The organism is Salmonella sp. SJTUF15581, from assembly GCF_043356775.1.
GTDB lineage: Bacteria > Pseudomonadota > Gammaproteobacteria > Enterobacterales > Enterobacteriaceae > Salmonella > Salmonella enterica.
In genome coordinates, this window is sequence record NZ_JBEUJY010000009.1 from 136,767 (window position 1) to 152,146 (window position 15,380).

Consider the following 15,380-nt stretch of genomic DNA (forward strand, 5'->3'; position numbering starts at 1 on the left):
GCAAGGTTAAGGTCAAGGGGGAAATATGAATATTAGCGATGTGGCGAAAAAAACCGGTTTAACCAGCAAAGCCATTCGGTTTTATGAAGAGAAAGGGCTGGTGACGCCGCCATTACGTAGCGAAAATGGTTATCGCACCTACACGCAGAAGCATTTAAACGAGCTGACGTTGCTGCGACAGGCGAGGCAGGTGGGGTTTAATCTGGAAGAGTGTGGCGAACTGGTCAATCTGTTTAACGATCCGCGACGCCATAGCGCAGATGTGAAAAAGCGGACGCTGGAAAAGGTCGCGGAGATCGAGCGCCATATCAGCGAGCTGCAATCAATGCGCGATCAACTGCTGGCGCTGGCGGAGAGTTGTCCCGGCGATGACAGCGCCGACTGCCCGATTATTGATAATCTTTCCGGCTGCTGTCATCACAAGGCGCAAAAGCCACGTTGATTAAACGGCACGAATGCGTAAGGTGATGCCTTCCACGGCGATCACTTCGACATGCGTACCTGCGCGCAGGTCTTCGTCAGCGCATACCGGCCACGAGCTGTCGCCGACACGCATATGACCCCGTCCGTTCACTAACGCGGCATCAAGCATAAACCGGCGGCCTACCAGTTGTTGTCCGCGTTGGTTAAGGCGGCTGTCGGTCGGCTTTTGTTCCCGCACGCGACGCGCCAGCCAGCGCCACCAAAGCCAGGCCGCCAGTAACGTTAAGGCCGCAAACAGCACGCCCTGCCATTCCCAGCCGAGCGGTAAGAGCCAGACGGTTAAGCCGGTAATCACTGCCGCCACGCCGCTCCACAGCAAATAGCCGTTACCGCCGAGCATTTCCGCAGCCAACAACAGGCCGCCGAGGCTAAGCCAGAAGATATGCGGATGCACCAGAATCATCGCTATCATGCTTTTTTCCGTTCGCTGGCGCTGTCCTTAACCAGCTCGCTGATCCCGGCGATAGCGCCCATCAGACTGCTGGCATCCAGCGGCATCATGACCACTTTGCTGTTATTCGCCGAGCCGATTTGCTGTAACGCTTCGGTGTATTTCTGCGCCACGAAGTAGTTTATCGCCTGAATATCCCCGGCGGCGATGGCTTCAGACACCATCTGCGTAGCGCGGGCTTCCGCTTCGGCGGAACGTTCGCGCGCTTCCGCCTGCAGGAAAGCGGACTGACGTTCGCCTTCGGCTTTCAGAATCTGCGACTGTTTTTCCCCCTCGGCTTTCAGGATTTCCGCCTGACGTACCCCTTCGGCCTCAAGGATATAGGCGCGTTTGGTACGTTCCGCTTTCATCTGGGCGTTCATAGAGGAGATCAATTCCGCGGGCGGGCGGACATCGCGAATTTCGATACGGGTAACTTTAATTCCCCACGGGTTGGTGGCTTCATCGACAATATGCAGCAGCCGCGTGTTGATGCTGTCGCGCTGGGAGAGCATTTCATCCAGCTCCATCGAACCGAGCACCGTACGGATATTGGTCATGGTCAGGTTAATGATCGCCAGTTCCAGGTTACTGACTTCATAAGCGGCGCGCGGCGCATCGATAACCTGAATAAAACAGACCGCATCGATAGTGACGTTGGCGTTATCTTTTGAGATAACCTCCTGCGACGGAATATCCAGCACTTGCTCCATCATATTGATCTTGCGACCAATTCTGTCCATAAACGGTACAACAAGGCTTAATCCCGGCTGCAGGGTTTTGGTGTAACGTCCAAAGCGCTCCACCGTCCACTGGTATCCCTGCGGAACGATTTTGACGCCCGCGCCGACGATCACCAGCGCGACGAAAATGAGAATAGGGATAAGAATGAGCATAGCTAAACCTCCTGTTGCGTTGTCCATAAACCGATTTTGCTGACGAATTAAGCGAATTATACCTGATTCAGTAAAGCATGTTCCCCCCTTATTAATTACAGGGATACACTATCGCTATAAAAATATGAACAACGGATGCGCAATAAATGACAGAACGTAGCATGTTGCTTGAGTTAAAGCAGGTCGGTTACCGGACTGCGACGACAAAAATAGTGAATAACATCAGTTTTACGCTGCAACGCGGCGAATTTAAGTTAATTACCGGTCCTTCTGGCTGCGGAAAAAGTACGTTGTTGAAAATGGTGGCCTCGTTAATAAGCCCTGATATCGGCGTGATTCTTTTTGAGGGGCGGGATATTACTACTCTGAGTCCGGAAGCCTATCGCCAGCAGGTTTCTTATTGCGCTCAGACGCCAGCGCTATTTGGCGATACGGTTTACGATAACCTGATTTTTCCCTGGCAAATTCGTCATCAGCGCCCGCAGCCGACAGCCTTCGCAGACGATCTGGCGCGTTTTGAACTGCCGGAGACGATTCTGCAAAAACCGATTGCCGCGCTTTCCGGCGGGGAAAAACAGCGTATTGCTCTAATTCGTAATCTACAGTTTCTGCCGAAAATACTGTTACTCGACGAAATAACCAGCGCGCTGGATGAACATAACAAACGGAATGTGAATGATATTATTCATCGCTATGTTCGCGATAAGCAGGTCGCTGTCTTGTGGGTAACGCATGATAAAGATGAAATTCAACACGCGGATAAGGTGATAACGTTAACGCCATCTGCCGGAGAGATGCAGGAGGCGCGTTATGAACGAGCATAATATTACCAATACCTCGCTGGCGTTATCGATGCTGCTGGTGGTGGTCGCGATGCTCATCAGTCACAAGGAAAAGCTGGCGCTGGAAAAAGATATTCTGTGGAGCGTATGCCGGGCGGTGATACAGCTCATTATTGTCGGCTATGTACTGAAATACATCTTTGGCGTTAATCATGCCGCCCTGACGCTGCTGATGGTGCTGTTCATCTGTTTTAACGCCGCCTGGAACGCGCAAAAGCGCAGTAAATATATCGATAAGGCATTTCTCTCCTCGTTTATCGCCATCACCGTCGGCGCCGGACTAACGCTGACGGTACTGGTGCTTACCGGTTCGATTGAATTTGCGCCGATGCAGGTGATTCCCATCGCTGGCATGGTCGCCGGTAATGCGATGGTAGCGGTAGGGCTGTGCTACAACCAACTGGGGCTACGTTTTCACAGCGAGCAGCAGCAAATCCAGGAAAAGTTAAGTTTGGGCGCAACGCCGAAAATGGCCTCCGCCGGGCTTATCCGCGATAGTATCCGCGCATCGCTTATCCCGACGATCGACTCGGCAAAGACCGTTGGGCTGGTGAGCCTGCCGGGGATGATGTCCGGGCTGATTTTTGCCGGGATCGATCCGGTAAAAGCGATTAAATATCAAATTATGGTAACGTTTATGCTGTTGTCGACAGCCAGCCTGTCTACCATCATTGCCTGCTATTTAACCTACCGGAAGTTCTATAATTCGCGTCATCAGTTGGTAGTGATGCCGCTCAAGAAATCATGATAGTTGCCGGATGATGGCGCAAGCGCCTTATCCGGCCTGAGGACGACAGGTAGGCCAGATAAGCGCGCCATCAGGCAAGAGAGGATTAATACAGTAGCGCGTACAACTGGCGGCGGTATTTCGACGCCAGCGCGTCGCCGGTGCCGAGCGCGGCAAGGATCTCCTGGAAGGTTTTGCGCGTCTGTCCCTCGGCGGCGGTAAGATCTTTTCTCAAATGGCTGAACAGCAATTCCAGCGCTTCTTCATTACGTCCGACCTGGTGCAACTGCAACGCCAGTTGCGTTGCCAAAGCCGCATCCTGCGGGTTCTCCGCGACTTGCTGCTGAAGTTGCTGAATTTCCGGCGTATCCGCCGCCTGTTTAAGCAGTTCGATCTGCGCGACCAGCCCCTGATAACGGGTATCCTGATCCTGTAGCGGGATAGTTTTTAACACCGCTTCGGCCTCTTCAGAGCGGTTCAGCGCAATTTGCGCTTCCGCCAGTAACAGGCCAATCTCACCGTTCTGCGAAGAGAGCTGCCAGGCGTCTTTGAGCAACGGCAGCGCGTCAATGTAGTTGCCCTCCTGCATTAACTGCATCGCTTGTTGCGCTTTTAGCTCTTCTTCACGCGGCAGTACTTTATCCAGCAGAGCGCGGATTGCCTCTTCCGGCTGCGGCCCCTGGAAACCATCGACCGGTTGGCCATTCTGGAACAGATAGACAGTCGGGATGGCGCGCAGACCAAACTGAGCGGCGATCATCTGTTCGGCGTCGCAGTCCAGCTTTGCCAGAATAAACTGACCGTGGTACTGGGCAGCCAGACTTTCCAGCACTGGCGTTAATTGCAGACAGTGTTGGCTGCGTTCAGACCAGAAATAGAACAGTACCGGCGTGGTCATGGACTGCTCTAAGGTCTGTTGCAGGTTGGATTCATTAATATTGACAATGTTCTGTACGGACATGGCGTCGCTCTCTTTTGTCTGTGTCACGTTTACATGGGGGCTGACTGGCGCGCTTCAACTCAGCTTTGTAAAATTTTATCCAGCATCCGGCCCGGCAATAGGCGTTTCAGCGCCATCACCGCCCAGGTGACCAGCGTAACGGGGTAGCGCAGCCTGGGTTTATCGCTTGCAAAAGCATGACGCACTTTCGCTACTACCGCGTCAGGATCGCGGGTGAAACGTGCGGCGATGCCGGGATTTTCTACCGGTTTATCACGCTGCGTCTGGTTAACGTTATCCGTAAAACGGGTACGAATCGGCCCCGGTTCTATCAGGCTCACTTTAATGCCTGTGTGCCGTAGCTCCATACGTAGCGCGTCAGACCAGGCTTCGAGCGCATATTTGCTGGCGGCGTAAGCGCCGCGCCCTGGGGTGGAAATCAGCCCCATCACCGATGAGGTCATCACAATGCGTCCTTCGCCATGCGGCAACATGGCGGGAAGTAAGCGCATAGTAAGCTGATGCGCGCCGAAGAAATTACTGGAAAACTGTTGCTCCATCTGCTCACGGCTGATGGTGGAAAGGGGGCCATATACGCCGTAGCCGGCATTGTTAAAGATCCCATACAGACGATTATCGGTCAGGGCGATCACTTCATCGGCGGCACGATCCACGCTTTCAGGGGAGTCGAGATCGATCAACACGCCGGTAAATCCCATACTGTTCATCCGGGCGACATCATCAGGTTTGCGGCAGCCCGCCAGGATTTGAAAGCCCTGGCGTTTAAGTTCAAGCGCGCTGTCCAGACCGATTCCGCTGGAACATCCTGTTATTAAGACCGATTTTTGCATAACTTTACCTGTCAGGATCTCCGTTGATTTAAGAGTCGTGGTTAACTATATCCGTCATACTTCAAGTTGCCTGTGCGTTCGTTTACTCCAGTCACATAGGTATCTATGCTCCTGGAAATTCTCTTACGTGCCGCCTTCATGCAACTCGAATTATTCAGGAGAGAAAAGGGGTCAACTGCTTCGCCATCCAGTCGGCAATAAACGGCTGGGCGTCGCGGTTGGGATGAATGCCGTCATCCTGCATCCACTGCGGTTTCAGATATACCTCTTCCATAAAAAACGGTAACAGAGGAATATCGAACTCTTTGGCGAGCTTAGGATAAATGGCGCTAAAGGATTCATTATAACGGCGACCGTAGTTAGCGGGCAGATGAATTTGCATCAGTAACGGTTGGGCATCGGCGGCTTTCACCGTCTGAATGATTTTACGTAGCGTCTGTTCGGTTTGCGCAGGCGCAAAACCGCGTAGGCCATCGTTGCCGCCAAGTTCCACCACTACCCAGCGCGGGTGATGCTGTTGCAACAGCGCCGGCAAACGCGCCAGTCCCTGCTGTGAGGTATCACCGCTTATACTGGCATTAACGACCGACGTTTTGTTTTGCCATTTATCATTAAGGAGCGACGGCCATGCCGCGCTGGCGGCCATACGGTAACCGGCGCTGAGGCTATCGCCCAGAATTAATAAGGTGTCTGCGGCGGCGGCACGGAAAGTTAACAGGATCAAAAACAGGAAGGGCAAATGCCAGCGGAAAACAGTGTTGAAGTTCATCGTCTCAGGAAGTCCGTCGGTCAGGGTGAGCATGAGCTTTCCATCCTTACCGGAGTTGAACTGGTTGTCAAACGCGGTGAAACCATTGCGCTGATTGGCGAATCAGGATCGGGAAAATCTACGCTGCTGGCGATTCTCGCCGGACTGGATGACGGCAGTAGCGGAGAGGTCAGTCTGGTCGGGAAACCGCTTCACCAGATGGACGAAGAGGCGCGGGCGCAGCTTCGCGCTCAGCATGTCGGTTTTGTTTTTCAATCCTTTATGCTTATTCCTACGCTTAACGCGCTGGAAAACGTTGAGCTACCGGCCCTGCTACGCGGTGAAAACAGCGGTCAGAGTAAGGCGGGGGCGAAAGCGCTGCTCGAACAACTGGGACTGGGAAAACGGCTTGACCACCTTCCGGCACAGCTTTCCGGCGGCGAACAGCAGCGCGTAGCGCTGGCGCGCGCGTTTAACGGGCGTCCTGATGTGCTGTTTGCCGATGAGCCGACGGGCAACCTTGACCGTCAGACCGGAGATAAAATCGCCGACCTGCTATTTTCGCTTAACCGCGAACACGGCACCACGCTGATTCTGGTGACGCACGACCCGGCGCTGGCGGCGCGCTGCGACCGGCGGCTGCGGTTGGTCAACGGTCAGTTACAGGAGGAGGCATGATAGCTCGCTGGTTCTGGCGCGAATGGCGCTCGCCGTCGCTGATTATTGTCTGGCTGGCGTTGAGTCTGGCGGTGGCCTGCGTACTGGCGCTCGGCAGTATCAGCGACCGGATGGAAAAAGGGTTAAGTCAGCAAAGCCGCGAGTTTATGGCAGGCGATCGGACGCTGCAAAGTTCGCGGGAGGTACCGAAGGCCTGGCTTGAAGAGGCGCGTAAACGCGGCCTTAACGTGGGCGAGCAGTTAACCTTTGCGACCATGACGTTTGCCGGCGATACGCCGCAACTGGCCAGCGTGAAGGCGGTAGATAGCGTTTATCCGATGTACGGCGAATTGCAAACCCGTCCTGACGGAGTGAAACCGCAGCCGGGTAGCGTACTGCTGGCGCCGCGTCTGATGGCGCTGCTTAATTTGAAAACGGGCGATACCATTGATGTCGGCGACGTGACCTTGCGTATTGCCGGTGAAGTGGTGCAGGAGCCGGATTCCGGATTTAACCCTTTTCAGATGGCGCCGCGTCTGATGATGAATATGGCCGATGTGGCAAAAACCGGTGCGATACAGCCGGGGAGCCGCGTGATGTGGCGGTATAAATTCGGCGGAACGCCGCAACAGCTTGCTGGCTATGAAAGCTGGCTGTTACCGCAGCTTAAACCGGAACATCGCTGGTACGGACTGGAGCAGGATGACGGGGCATTGGGGAAATCGCTCGAACGTTCGCAGCAGTTTTTGCTGCTTTCGGCGTTATTAACGCTACTGCTGGCGGTAGCTGCCGTCGCGGTGGCGATGAGCCATTACTGCCGTAGCCGCTACGATCTGGTGGCGATTTTAAAAACGTTGGGCGCGGGCCGGGCCCAGTTACGTAAACTTATCATCGGACAGTGGTTGATGGTGCTGGGGCTTTCCGCCGTCACGGGAGGCGCGATTGGGTTACTGTTTGAAAACATATTGCTGGTGCTGCTAAAACCGGTACTGCCCGCCGATTTGCCGCCCGCCAGCCTGTGGCCCTGGCTGTGGGCGCTGGGCGCGATGACGGTCATCTCTCTGCTGGTCGGTTTACGGCCTTATCGATTGTTGCTGGCGACCCAGCCGCTACGGGTGCTGCGCCGCGACGTTGTCGCTCGCGTCTGGCCGTTAAAAATTTATTTGCCTGTCGCCTGCGCCGTCGTGGTGGCGCTGCTCGCCGGATTGATGGGCGGAAGTATGCTGTTGTGGGCGGTTCTGGCGGGCGCCGTGATACTGGCGCTGCTGTGCGGTCTGGTGGGCTGGATGCTGCTTAACGTGCTGCGCGGCATGACGTTGACGTCGCTACCGCTGCGTCTGGCCGTCAGCCGACTTCTGCGTCAGCCGTGGTCAACGTTGAGTCAGCTTTCGGCGTTTTCGCTTTCGTTTATGCTGCTGGCGCTCTTGCTGGTGCTGCGCGGCGACCTCCTTGATCGCTGGCAACAGCAGCTCCCGCCGGAAAGTCCGAACTATTTCCTTATCAATATTGCTTCAGAGCAGGTCGTGCCGCTGAAAGCCTTTTTGGCGGAACATCAGGTGATTCCGCAGACGTTTTATCCGATTGTGCGGGCGCGGTTAACCAGGATAAACGGTAATCCGACGGAAGGTCAGCAGGATGAGTCACTCAACCGTGAACTGAATTTGACCTGGCAGGATACGCGCCCGGCGCATAATCCGCTGGTCGCCGGTCACTGGCCGCCAAAATCGGGCGAAGTCTCTATGGAAGAGGGGCTGGCGAAGCGGCTGAACGTCAAACTCGGCGATAGCGTAACCTTTATGGGCGATACCCAGGCATTTAGCGCTAAAGTCACCAGCCTGCGTCAAGTGGACTGGGAAAGCCTGCGGCCCAACTTTTTCTTCATTTTTCCTTCCGGGGCGCTGGACGGGCAACCGCAAAGCTGGTTGACCAGTTTTCGCTGGGAGAATGGCAACGGCATGTTAACGCAGCTTAACCGCGAGTTTCCTACCGTCAGCCTGTTAGATATCGGGGCGATCCTGAAACAGGTGGGACAGGTGCTGGAGCAGGTCAGTCGGGCGCTGGAGGTGATGGTTGTGCTAGTCACCCTCTGCGGCATGTTGCTATTACTGGCCCAGGTACAGGTCGGTATGCGTCAGCGCCATCAGGAGCTGGTGGTGTGGCGCACGTTAGGAGCCGGAAAGAAACTGTTGCGTACCACACTCTGGTGCGAATTCGCCATGCTGGGGTTAGTTGCCGGGTTGGTCGCCGCGATTGGCGCGGAGACGGCGCTGGCGATCTTACAAATTAACGTTTTTGATTTCCCTTGGGAGCCGGACTGGCGTTTATGGGGCGCACTGCCGTTTTGCGGCGCGCTGCTGCTTTCCGTATGCGGCGGCTGGCTTGGCGTTCGTTTGCTGAAAGGCAAAGCGCTATTCCGACAGTTTAGCGGATGATTCATGATGTGAATAATTTCGCGCCGGTTTTTAAAACGGCGCGTACTTTTTTAGTCGCACAAATTGATAACTCCTTGATTTTTAGTAGCACAAATCATTAAAAAATACACAACACGTAAGGTTTTATAACAGTTATTATTTGCCTGCTAAATGATTTGGATTGGCTATCTATCAAGGAAAATATAATGACAATTAAAATAACAGCGTTGGCGGCATCGATCGGCGCGGCAGTGGCTTTCATGCCTTTCGCCACTCAGGCGGAAATCACCGTTTTAAAACAAGATCCCCAGGCGGGTAATCCACTCAGCCGACTCAATTTCACCGTTGGCGGGAGTATTCGTCCGCAGTTCCAGAATATGACCGGCAATGACGGCGCGAACGGTTATAAACGTAATGGTTTTGATGGCGGGACGCGTTTCCGCTTCGCCGCGGATTACTATCTGTTTGATGATATCAGTTGGATTAGCTATTACGAGCTGGGCGTCAATATCCCTGCGGTATTTGACTGGGATAATCATTATGCGAAGGGCGCGACTGATACCACTCGCCGTATGCTGTATACCGGCTTCAAGAGCGCGACGTGGGGAACGCTGACCTTCGGTCAACAGAACAGCATTTATTACGATGTGGTGGGCGTAAAAACCGATATCTGGGATTACGACATGATAGGTCAGGCGCCGGGCAACGGGATTAACGGCGACTACGATGGTTCTTATCGCACGCGTAAGTCCTTGAAGTATAAGAAAAGCATTGGCAATGTCGATCTCTACGCATCTTATCTGTTCAGCGACGATTATAATGCCAATAACGGCCTGAATTACAAGCGTAAAGGCGGCGGTTCTTTAGGCGCGGATTACCATCTCACCGACGATCTGACCTGGGGGACGGCATGGAACTATACCCGTGCGGAGATGCGCGGCAACGGCAATAAAACTTACGATCAAAATATTGTCGGTACCGCGTTAAGCTGGACGCCGGAAAACTGGACTATCGCCGCAGGCGGCGGTTGGTATCAGAACTTTATGACGACCAAAAAAGTGTCTGTGAATGATTACTTTGCCGGCGATGCGTGGGGTCTGGAATATTTTGTCGGTTACGCTTTCCCGATTGGTCAGTATGCCGTGAAAGCTATTCAACCGTACTTTATGGGCGACCGCATTGAATATGTGAATGGCCGCGACTATCTGCGCACCGATAACGGCGTGGGGATCACCTTCCAACTGGATTATGGTTTCCGCGTTGATTATGAACATGTTTTCACCTCCAGCACTGACAATCTGGGCGATATGAACCTGGTGCGTCTGCGTTACGATTTCTAAAGCGTTTTCCTCTGCCGGATGTTGGCGTTAAGACCTCTTATCCGGCATTTCCCTCTACGCTATTCCCGCCTGACACACGCCTGAGCGCCTGCCTCGTACATTTAACGACACACCAGGAAACATCATGAAATAATTTCAAGGACAGCAGGCTGTGATCTGTGTCATGTTAAGAAATAGCCTTTCGTTTGGGCCAAAACAGACGATGCCGCATGAACGGCATCCGGCACAGCATCACACTATTTAAAATGGAGAAATTATGGGATTGCGTCAGAGTTTACGCATTGCGGCCAGCACGCTATTACTGGCCTGCGGATTACAGTTTGCCCATGCCGATGGTTCCCCGCAAACGATCGTATTTGGCGTCGCGCCAGGGCCGTATGGCGACATGGTGAAGCAGGCGATTGCGCCGACATTAAAAGAAAAAGGGTATAAGGTCGTGGTGCGCGAGTTTAGCGACTATGTCCAGCCCAATATGGCGTTAGCTAACGGCAGCATTGACGCCAACCTCTTTCAACATACCCTCTATTTTGACAAATTCACCGCTGACAAAGGGCTGAAGCTCAGCAAACTTATTGTGGTACCGACCGCCGGGATGGGCTTCTATTCACGTAAAATCAACAGTCTGGATGCGCTTAAAAAAGGGGACATTATTACCCTCTCCAACGATCCGACTAACCTGGCGCGCGGCCTTCGCTTCCTGCAATCGTTGGGGCTGATCACGATTAAGGACAATATCGATCCGACCAAAGCCTCTGAACGAGATATCGCCAGCAATCCAAAAGGACTGGTTTTCAAACCGCTGGAAGCCGCACAGCTACCACGCACGCTGGATGGCGTGACCGGCGCGCTGGTTAACGGGAACTTTGCGGTGGCGGCAGGACTCGATCTCTCCAGCGCGATTAAGCAGGAACACCTGGATGAGAACCTGAAAAATATCATTGCGGTACGCAGTGAAGATGCCGATAAGCCGTTTGCCAAAGATATTGTCGAGGCGGTGAAATCGCCGGCTTATCGCGCGGTCATCGACGATCCAAAGAATATTTATAGCGCCTTCCAGAAACCGGAATGGATGACCGCGACACCCTGATCGCAGCGGTGGCCATCCCCAATTTCTGAGGTGAATATGATTGAAATAGAAAAAGTCTGCGTCGATTTTACCGCCGGTCGCGGTACCCCCACGCGCGCGGTGGATGATGTGAGCCTGCATATCGCCGCGGGCGAGATTTTTGGCATTGTCGGTACCAGCGGCGCAGGAAAAAGCACTCTGCTGCGTACCCTGAACGCCTTAACGCGTCCCAGTCAGGGGCGCGTCAACGTCAACGGCGTGGAAATTTCGGCGCTGGACGGAAAAGCGTTACGCCAGGCGCGGCAGCGTATTGGTATGATTTTCCAGCATTTTAACTTAATGCATACCCGGACAGTGGCGCAAAACGTGGCGTTTAGCCTGAAAGCGGCTGGCTGGGAACGCAGCAAAATCGCGCCACGGGTGGCGGAAATTTTAACGCTGGTGGGCCTTGCCGATAAAGCGAACCGTTTCCCGGTACAGCTCAGCGGCGGGCAAAAACAGCGGGTGGGGATAGCCCGCGCCATCGCTAACCATCCGGATGTGTTGTTGTGTGACGAACCGACTTCCGCTCTGGATCTGGAAACTTCCGCCACGATTCTGGCCCTGCTCAGACAGATCAACGCACAGCTTGGGATTACTATTGTGCTGATCACCCATGAAATGAACGTGATCAAATCTATTTGCGATCGCGTGGCGGTGATGTCGGGCGGTAAGGTTGTGGAATCGGGCGAGGTGTTTGATGTGTTTGCCCACCCGCAACACGCTTTCACACAGCAACTGGTGTCTCATACCCTTAATTTGACCCTGCCGGAACGCTTACGGGAACACCTGCCCGGGCAGTTGCTGAAAATTTTGTTTATCGGCGATTCGGCGGAGCAGCCGGTACTGTCGGAGGTGGCGATCAAGTTTGGCGTCGCGGTCAATATCCTGCATGGCAAGATTGAGTATATCGGCGAACGCGCGTTGGGCATTCTGGTGGTGCAATTAACCGCGCCGCATAATCCAACGGCGGTGGCCGCCGCCGTGGAGCATATCCGTCAACGTACCGCACAGGTGGAGGTGATCCGTGGATGATTTATTGCCGGATTTAACGCTGGCGTTCAATGAAACTTTCCAGATGTTGAGTATTTCAACGGTGCTGGCGATTCTTGGCGGTCTACCGCTCGGTTTTCTGATTTTTGTCACCGATCGTCATCTGTTCTGGCAGAACCGTTTTATTTATCTCGTCGCCTCGGTTCTGGTGAATATTATCCGCTCGGTGCCATTTGTTATTTTACTGGTGCTGTTACTGCCGCTAACGCAGCTTTTGCTGGGCAATACCATTGGCCCGATTGCAGCCTCCGTCCCGCTGTCGGTGGCCGCAATCGCGTTTTATGCACGCCTGGTAGATAGCGCGCTCCGTGAAGTCGATAAAGGGATTATTGAGGCGGCGCTGGCATTCGGCGCTAGTCCGATGCGTATTATCTGTACCGTACTGTTGCCGGAAGCCAGCGCAGGGCTGCTGCGCGGCCTGACGATTACGTTGGTAAGCTTAATCGGCTACTCGGCGATGGCCGGGATTGTCGGCGGCGGCGGGGTAGGCGACCTGGCGATTCGCTATGGCTACTACCGTTACGAAACCGAAGTGATGGTTGTTACCGTGGTGGCGCTGATTGTGCTGGTTCAGGTCGTTCAGATGCTGGGTGACTGGCTGGCAAAACGTGCCGACAAGCGCGACAGACACTAAGCCGGCTCAATGTAGCGTCAGCCGGCAATAAAAATAAGCTATTGCGCTTTTAGCCAGTTGGCAACCTCTTGCCATGGGCCGCGAAAAACGATATTCGCGGCTTTTTTCTCCAGTTGATAGCGATACATCGGGTCGTAATATTCGTTAAGTAGCGGAACCAGCCATGCCATATGGCCGTCGGTGCTGCCGCTGGATAATTGCTCTGCCAGCGCCCTATCCAGCGTGTCCGTCAGTTCGGCAAAGCGTTGCAACCCCAGACGGCGGCGAATAGCGAACAGTCCATGATGAAGATATTCACTATACGCCTGCCAACCGGCTTCATCGCCGTAGGCGTGGGTGAAGTCGTGATGCATACGGATGAAATACTCTTCACGCAGTCGTTCCAGACGAAGCGCAAACGGATCTTCCACTACCGCAATGGGGGCCTGCGCCATTCTTTCGCGTAAACACTCAGGCAGATGGTTGGCACCGATCGTTCGCCCTTCATCTTCCAGTACCCACCTTTTTAGCGTCTGATGCGCGTTAATTTTCAGCAATTCAACGGCAAGTTTGTTTTCAAAACTGGCCTGGCTGAGCTGGGGGTTCAGCGTGCGGCCAAAAGAGGAGCCGCGATGACGCGCGAGACCTTCCAGATCCACGCCGTTGGGCTGTTGTCGTACCAGTTGCGTTTTGCCGCTGCCCGTACAGCCGCCAATTAAAAGTATCGGTTTTTGCGCCAGTTGCCAGGTCGCCTGAATTGCTGTCTGGCGCAGCGCTTTATAGCCGCCTTCAATAAGCGGGCAGTCAATCCCTGTTTCTTGCAGCCAACGTTGTACGATATGTGACCGCTGACCGCCGCGCGCGCAGCACAGATACCCGTTGGGGAAACGTTGATACGCGGCTTTCCAGGCCTCAAGCCGCTGCTGGCGAATGTCGCCGCAAACCAGCCGATGCCCCAGCGCTAACGCCGCATCCGCGCCCTGACGTTTGTAGCAGGTGCCGACGGCGGCTCGCTCGTCATCCATCATCAATGGCAGGTTGATAGCGCCCGGCATGGCGCCCTGTTCAAACTCAATCGGCGCGCGTACATCAATTAAAGGCGTATCGGCAAGGAGGAGCGCGCGATAGTCCTGTGCTTTTTGTCTGTCTTGCATAACGTAAAACGTAACCTCAAATCATCCCTTGCGTTATTTTACGCGCCAATTCGCAAAGTGGCTTGATTTTTAACAGCGTACCGTGTTGAAAATGGATAAAAAACCGGCTATTTCGGGTTGCCGTTGGGTAAATAATTTCACAATGTCTTCTACCGCTTTGCCTCCGCCAAATTTATGCCAGGCGAGGCTTAACGGTGAGGGCGGACGCATCGTAGGGATGGTACAGCTCACCAGTTCGTTTTTGTCGATCAGCGTTTGACAGAGCGGCTGCGGGACAAAACCGATACCGACGCCTGCCAGATGAGCGGCGATTTTGGTTTCCATATCAGGCACGATAATTTCCTTCTGCCCCGGAAGGCGCCAGGCTACCCGTTTGGTCAGCGTACGCGCGCTGTCTTCGATATTAATTGCCGGGAAACGGCGCAACTGCGCTTCTGTTAGAGGCCCGCTGACGTGAGCTAAAGGATGATCCGCGGACATCACAAAACGCCATTGTACGGAACCTAAAGGGTCGAGCATAAAGGTATTAGCCAACGGCTCGGTGCCAGTTACGCCAATCGCCAGCGAAAAACCTTCATACAGGAGCGAATCCCAGACGCCCATATAAATTTGCCGGGAAAAGTGAAACTGAGTGAAAGGGTAACGCGCATTAAGCCACGATAAGAGACTGGCGACCGCTTGCGGGCTATAGAGCAGGTTATTCACCACAATATTGACCTGACGCTCTACGCCGTCGTTAACCTGGCGTAGCTCGTCAGGCATGCTGTCCAGCCACGCAAGCCAGTCTTTTGCCTGAGAGAGAAGGTGAGAGCCCGCCGCCGTCAACGAGACGCTTCGCGTTGTGCGAAAGAACAGCCCTACGCCGGTATTTTCCTCCAACAGTTTGATGCGGTAGCTAATGGTTGCCGTGGTTTTACACAGGCGCTCCGCCGCTTTGGAGAAACTCCCCGTTTCGGCAACGCTGATAAAGGTACGCAGTGTTTCCGGGTCAAACATCGTCAGACGCCTCCTTACGATCCTGATAAAACCAGAATTGTTTTCCTATGATTTTTAAGTAGTTTTACATAATAGCCATGTTTGATTTGTGGTCTAAATCTACTTTTGGAAAAATATTCCAACTTTTATGTTGA

16 protein-coding genes are annotated in these 15,380 nt (G+C 53.9%); 9 read left to right on the plus strand and 7 right to left on the minus strand.

Annotated elements, in window-relative coordinates; all coding sequences use genetic code 11:
* Positions 1-25: 25 nt before the first annotated feature.
* On the plus strand, positions 26-442 hold the full coding sequence (cueR, locus tag ABVN36_RS16480) for a Cu(I)-responsive transcriptional regulator (RefSeq protein ID WP_001026760.1): 417 nt from the start codon (positions 26-28) through the stop codon (positions 440-442).
* Here cueR and ABVN36_RS16485 read toward each other — a convergent pair whose 3' ends face one another.
* Positions 443-895: an NfeD family protein gene (locus tag ABVN36_RS16485; protein ID WP_000561177.1), complete on the minus strand. Its 453-nt coding sequence runs from the start codon at positions 893-895 to the stop codon at positions 443-445.
* Positions 892-1,809, minus strand: a complete 918-nt coding sequence (locus tag ABVN36_RS16490) for an SPFH domain-containing protein (protein ID WP_000906146.1) — start codon at positions 1,807-1,809, stop codon at positions 892-894. The genes ABVN36_RS16485 and ABVN36_RS16490 overlap by 4 nt, the downstream gene beginning before the upstream one ends.
* A 146-nt stretch (positions 1,810-1,955) precedes the next feature.
* Between ABVN36_RS16490 and fetA the strand changes: the two genes are divergently transcribed.
* Both fetA and fetB read left to right on the plus strand, forming a co-directional pair.
* Positions 1,956-2,633 carry an iron efflux ABC transporter ATP-binding subunit FetA gene (gene fetA, locus ABVN36_RS16495; protein ID WP_023137944.1) on the plus strand — a complete coding sequence of 226 codons (678 nt, stop codon included), beginning with the start codon at positions 1,956-1,958 and terminating at the stop codon, positions 2,631-2,633.
* Complete coding sequence (fetB, locus tag ABVN36_RS16500; RefSeq protein ID WP_001002130.1) at positions 2,620-3,399, plus strand: iron efflux ABC transporter permease subunit FetB; 780 nt, start codon at positions 2,620-2,622, stop codon at positions 3,397-3,399. Before fetA ends, fetB begins: the two co-directional genes overlap by 14 nt.
* Before the next feature lie 85 nt (positions 3,400-3,484).
* Here fetB and cnoX read toward each other — a convergent pair whose 3' ends face one another.
* The 3 genes from cnoX to tesA form a co-directional block, all read right to left on the minus strand.
* Positions 3,485-4,339 carry a chaperedoxin gene (gene cnoX, locus ABVN36_RS16505; protein ID WP_000116056.1) on the minus strand — a complete coding sequence of 285 codons (855 nt, stop codon included), beginning with the start codon at positions 4,337-4,339 and terminating at the stop codon, positions 3,485-3,487.
* A 59-nt stretch (positions 4,340-4,398) separates the two neighbouring features.
* Complete coding sequence (locus tag ABVN36_RS16510) at positions 4,399-5,169, minus strand: SDR family oxidoreductase (RefSeq protein WP_001172804.1); 771 nt, start codon at positions 5,167-5,169, stop codon at positions 4,399-4,401.
* A gap of 154 nt (positions 5,170-5,323) precedes the next feature.
* Positions 5,324-5,938, minus strand: coding sequence for a multifunctional acyl-CoA thioesterase I/protease I/lysophospholipase L1 (tesA, locus tag ABVN36_RS16515; RefSeq protein WP_001010574.1), 615 nt, complete (start codon positions 5,936-5,938; stop codon positions 5,324-5,326).
* On the opposite strand from tesA, the gene ybbA reads away from it, so the two are divergent.
* The 6 genes from ybbA to ABVN36_RS16545 all read left to right on the plus strand — a co-directional run bounded on the left by ybbA (position 5,909) and on the right by ABVN36_RS16545 (position 13,117).
* A complete protein-coding gene (ybbA, locus tag ABVN36_RS16520) occupies positions 5,909-6,595 on the plus strand; it encodes a putative ABC transporter ATP-binding protein YbbA (RefSeq protein ID WP_001110598.1) in 687 nt (228 codons plus the stop codon). The genes tesA and ybbA overlap by 30 nt on opposite strands.
* Entirely contained in the window at positions 6,592-9,006 is a 2,415-nt protein-coding gene (ybbP, locus tag ABVN36_RS16525; RefSeq protein ID WP_023137945.1) for a putative ABC transporter permease subunit YbbP, read from the plus strand. The genes ybbA and ybbP overlap by 4 nt, the downstream gene beginning before the upstream one ends.
* 185 nt (positions 9,007-9,191) lie before the next feature.
* Entirely contained in the window at positions 9,192-10,325 is a 1,134-nt protein-coding gene (locus tag ABVN36_RS16530) for a porin (protein WP_000152869.1), read from the plus strand.
* 256 nt (positions 10,326-10,581) lie between these two features.
* Complete coding sequence (locus ABVN36_RS16535) at positions 10,582-11,412, plus strand: MetQ/NlpA family ABC transporter substrate-binding protein (protein ID WP_000524311.1); 831 nt, start codon at positions 10,582-10,584, stop codon at positions 11,410-11,412.
* A 36-nt stretch (positions 11,413-11,448) separates the two neighbouring features.
* The gene (gene sfbB / locus ABVN36_RS16540) at positions 11,449-12,465 is read left to right on the plus strand and encodes a virulence-associated ABC transporter ATP-binding protein SfbB (RefSeq protein WP_000569660.1); all 1,017 of its coding nucleotides are present in this window, start codon (positions 11,449-11,451) and stop codon (positions 12,463-12,465) included.
* On the plus strand, positions 12,458-13,117 hold the full coding sequence (locus ABVN36_RS16545; RefSeq protein ID WP_000342247.1) for a methionine ABC transporter permease: 660 nt from the start codon (positions 12,458-12,460) through the stop codon (positions 13,115-13,117). Before sfbB ends, ABVN36_RS16545 begins: the two co-directional genes overlap by 8 nt.
* Positions 13,118-13,155: 38 nt before the next feature.
* Here the strand turns inward: ABVN36_RS16545 and mnmH are convergent, their stop codons facing one another.
* Both mnmH and allS read right to left on the minus strand, forming a co-directional pair.
* Positions 13,156-14,250, minus strand: a complete 1,095-nt coding sequence (gene mnmH, locus ABVN36_RS16550; protein ID WP_001154075.1) for a tRNA 2-selenouridine(34) synthase MnmH — start codon at positions 14,248-14,250, stop codon at positions 13,156-13,158.
* A gap of 69 nt (positions 14,251-14,319) precedes the next feature.
* The gene (allS, locus tag ABVN36_RS16555; RefSeq protein WP_000460169.1) at positions 14,320-15,246 is read right to left on the minus strand and encodes an HTH-type transcriptional activator AllS; all 927 of its coding nucleotides are present in this window, start codon (positions 15,244-15,246) and stop codon (positions 14,320-14,322) included.
* Positions 15,247-15,380: the final 134 nt, after the last annotated feature.

Excerpts from the sequence above, each read along its gene's own strand:
- cueR (WP_001026760.1), top strand. The coding sequence starts at position 26 with ATGAATATTAGCGATGTGGCGAAAAAAACCGGTTTAACCAGCAAAGCC.
- ABVN36_RS16485 (WP_000561177.1), bottom strand. The coding sequence starts at position 895 with ATGATAGCGATGATTCTGGTGCATCCGCATATCTTCTGGCTTAGCCTC.
- ABVN36_RS16490 (WP_000906146.1), bottom strand. The coding sequence starts at position 1,809 with ATGCTCATTCTTATCCCTATTCTCATTTTCGTCGCGCTGGTGATCGTC.
- fetA (WP_023137944.1), top strand. The coding sequence starts at position 1,956 with ATGACAGAACGTAGCATGTTGCTTGAGTTAAAGCAGGTCGGTTACCGG.
- fetB (WP_001002130.1), top strand. The coding sequence starts at position 2,620 with ATGAACGAGCATAATATTACCAATACCTCGCTGGCGTTATCGATGCTG.
- cnoX (WP_000116056.1), bottom strand. The coding sequence starts at position 4,339 with ATGTCCGTACAGAACATTGTCAATATTAATGAATCCAACCTGCAACAG.
- ABVN36_RS16510 (WP_001172804.1), bottom strand. The coding sequence starts at position 5,169 with ATGCAAAAATCGGTCTTAATAACAGGATGTTCCAGCGGAATCGGTCTG.
- ybbA (WP_001110598.1), top strand. The coding sequence starts at position 5,909 with ATGCCAGCGGAAAACAGTGTTGAAGTTCATCGTCTCAGGAAGTCCGTC.
- tesA (WP_001010574.1), bottom strand. The coding sequence starts at position 5,938 with ATGAACTTCAACACTGTTTTCCGCTGGCATTTGCCCTTCCTGTTTTTG.
- ybbP (WP_023137945.1), top strand. The coding sequence starts at position 6,592 with ATGATAGCTCGCTGGTTCTGGCGCGAATGGCGCTCGCCGTCGCTGATT.
- ABVN36_RS16530 (WP_000152869.1), top strand. The coding sequence starts at position 9,192 with ATGACAATTAAAATAACAGCGTTGGCGGCATCGATCGGCGCGGCAGTG.
- ABVN36_RS16535 (WP_000524311.1), top strand. The coding sequence starts at position 10,582 with ATGGGATTGCGTCAGAGTTTACGCATTGCGGCCAGCACGCTATTACTG.
- sfbB (WP_000569660.1), top strand. The coding sequence starts at position 11,449 with ATGATTGAAATAGAAAAAGTCTGCGTCGATTTTACCGCCGGTCGCGGT.
- mnmH (WP_001154075.1), bottom strand. The coding sequence starts at position 14,250 with ATGCAAGACAGACAAAAAGCACAGGACTATCGCGCGCTCCTCCTTGCC.
- allS (WP_000460169.1), bottom strand. The coding sequence starts at position 15,246 with ATGTTTGACCCGGAAACACTGCGTACCTTTATCAGCGTTGCCGAAACG.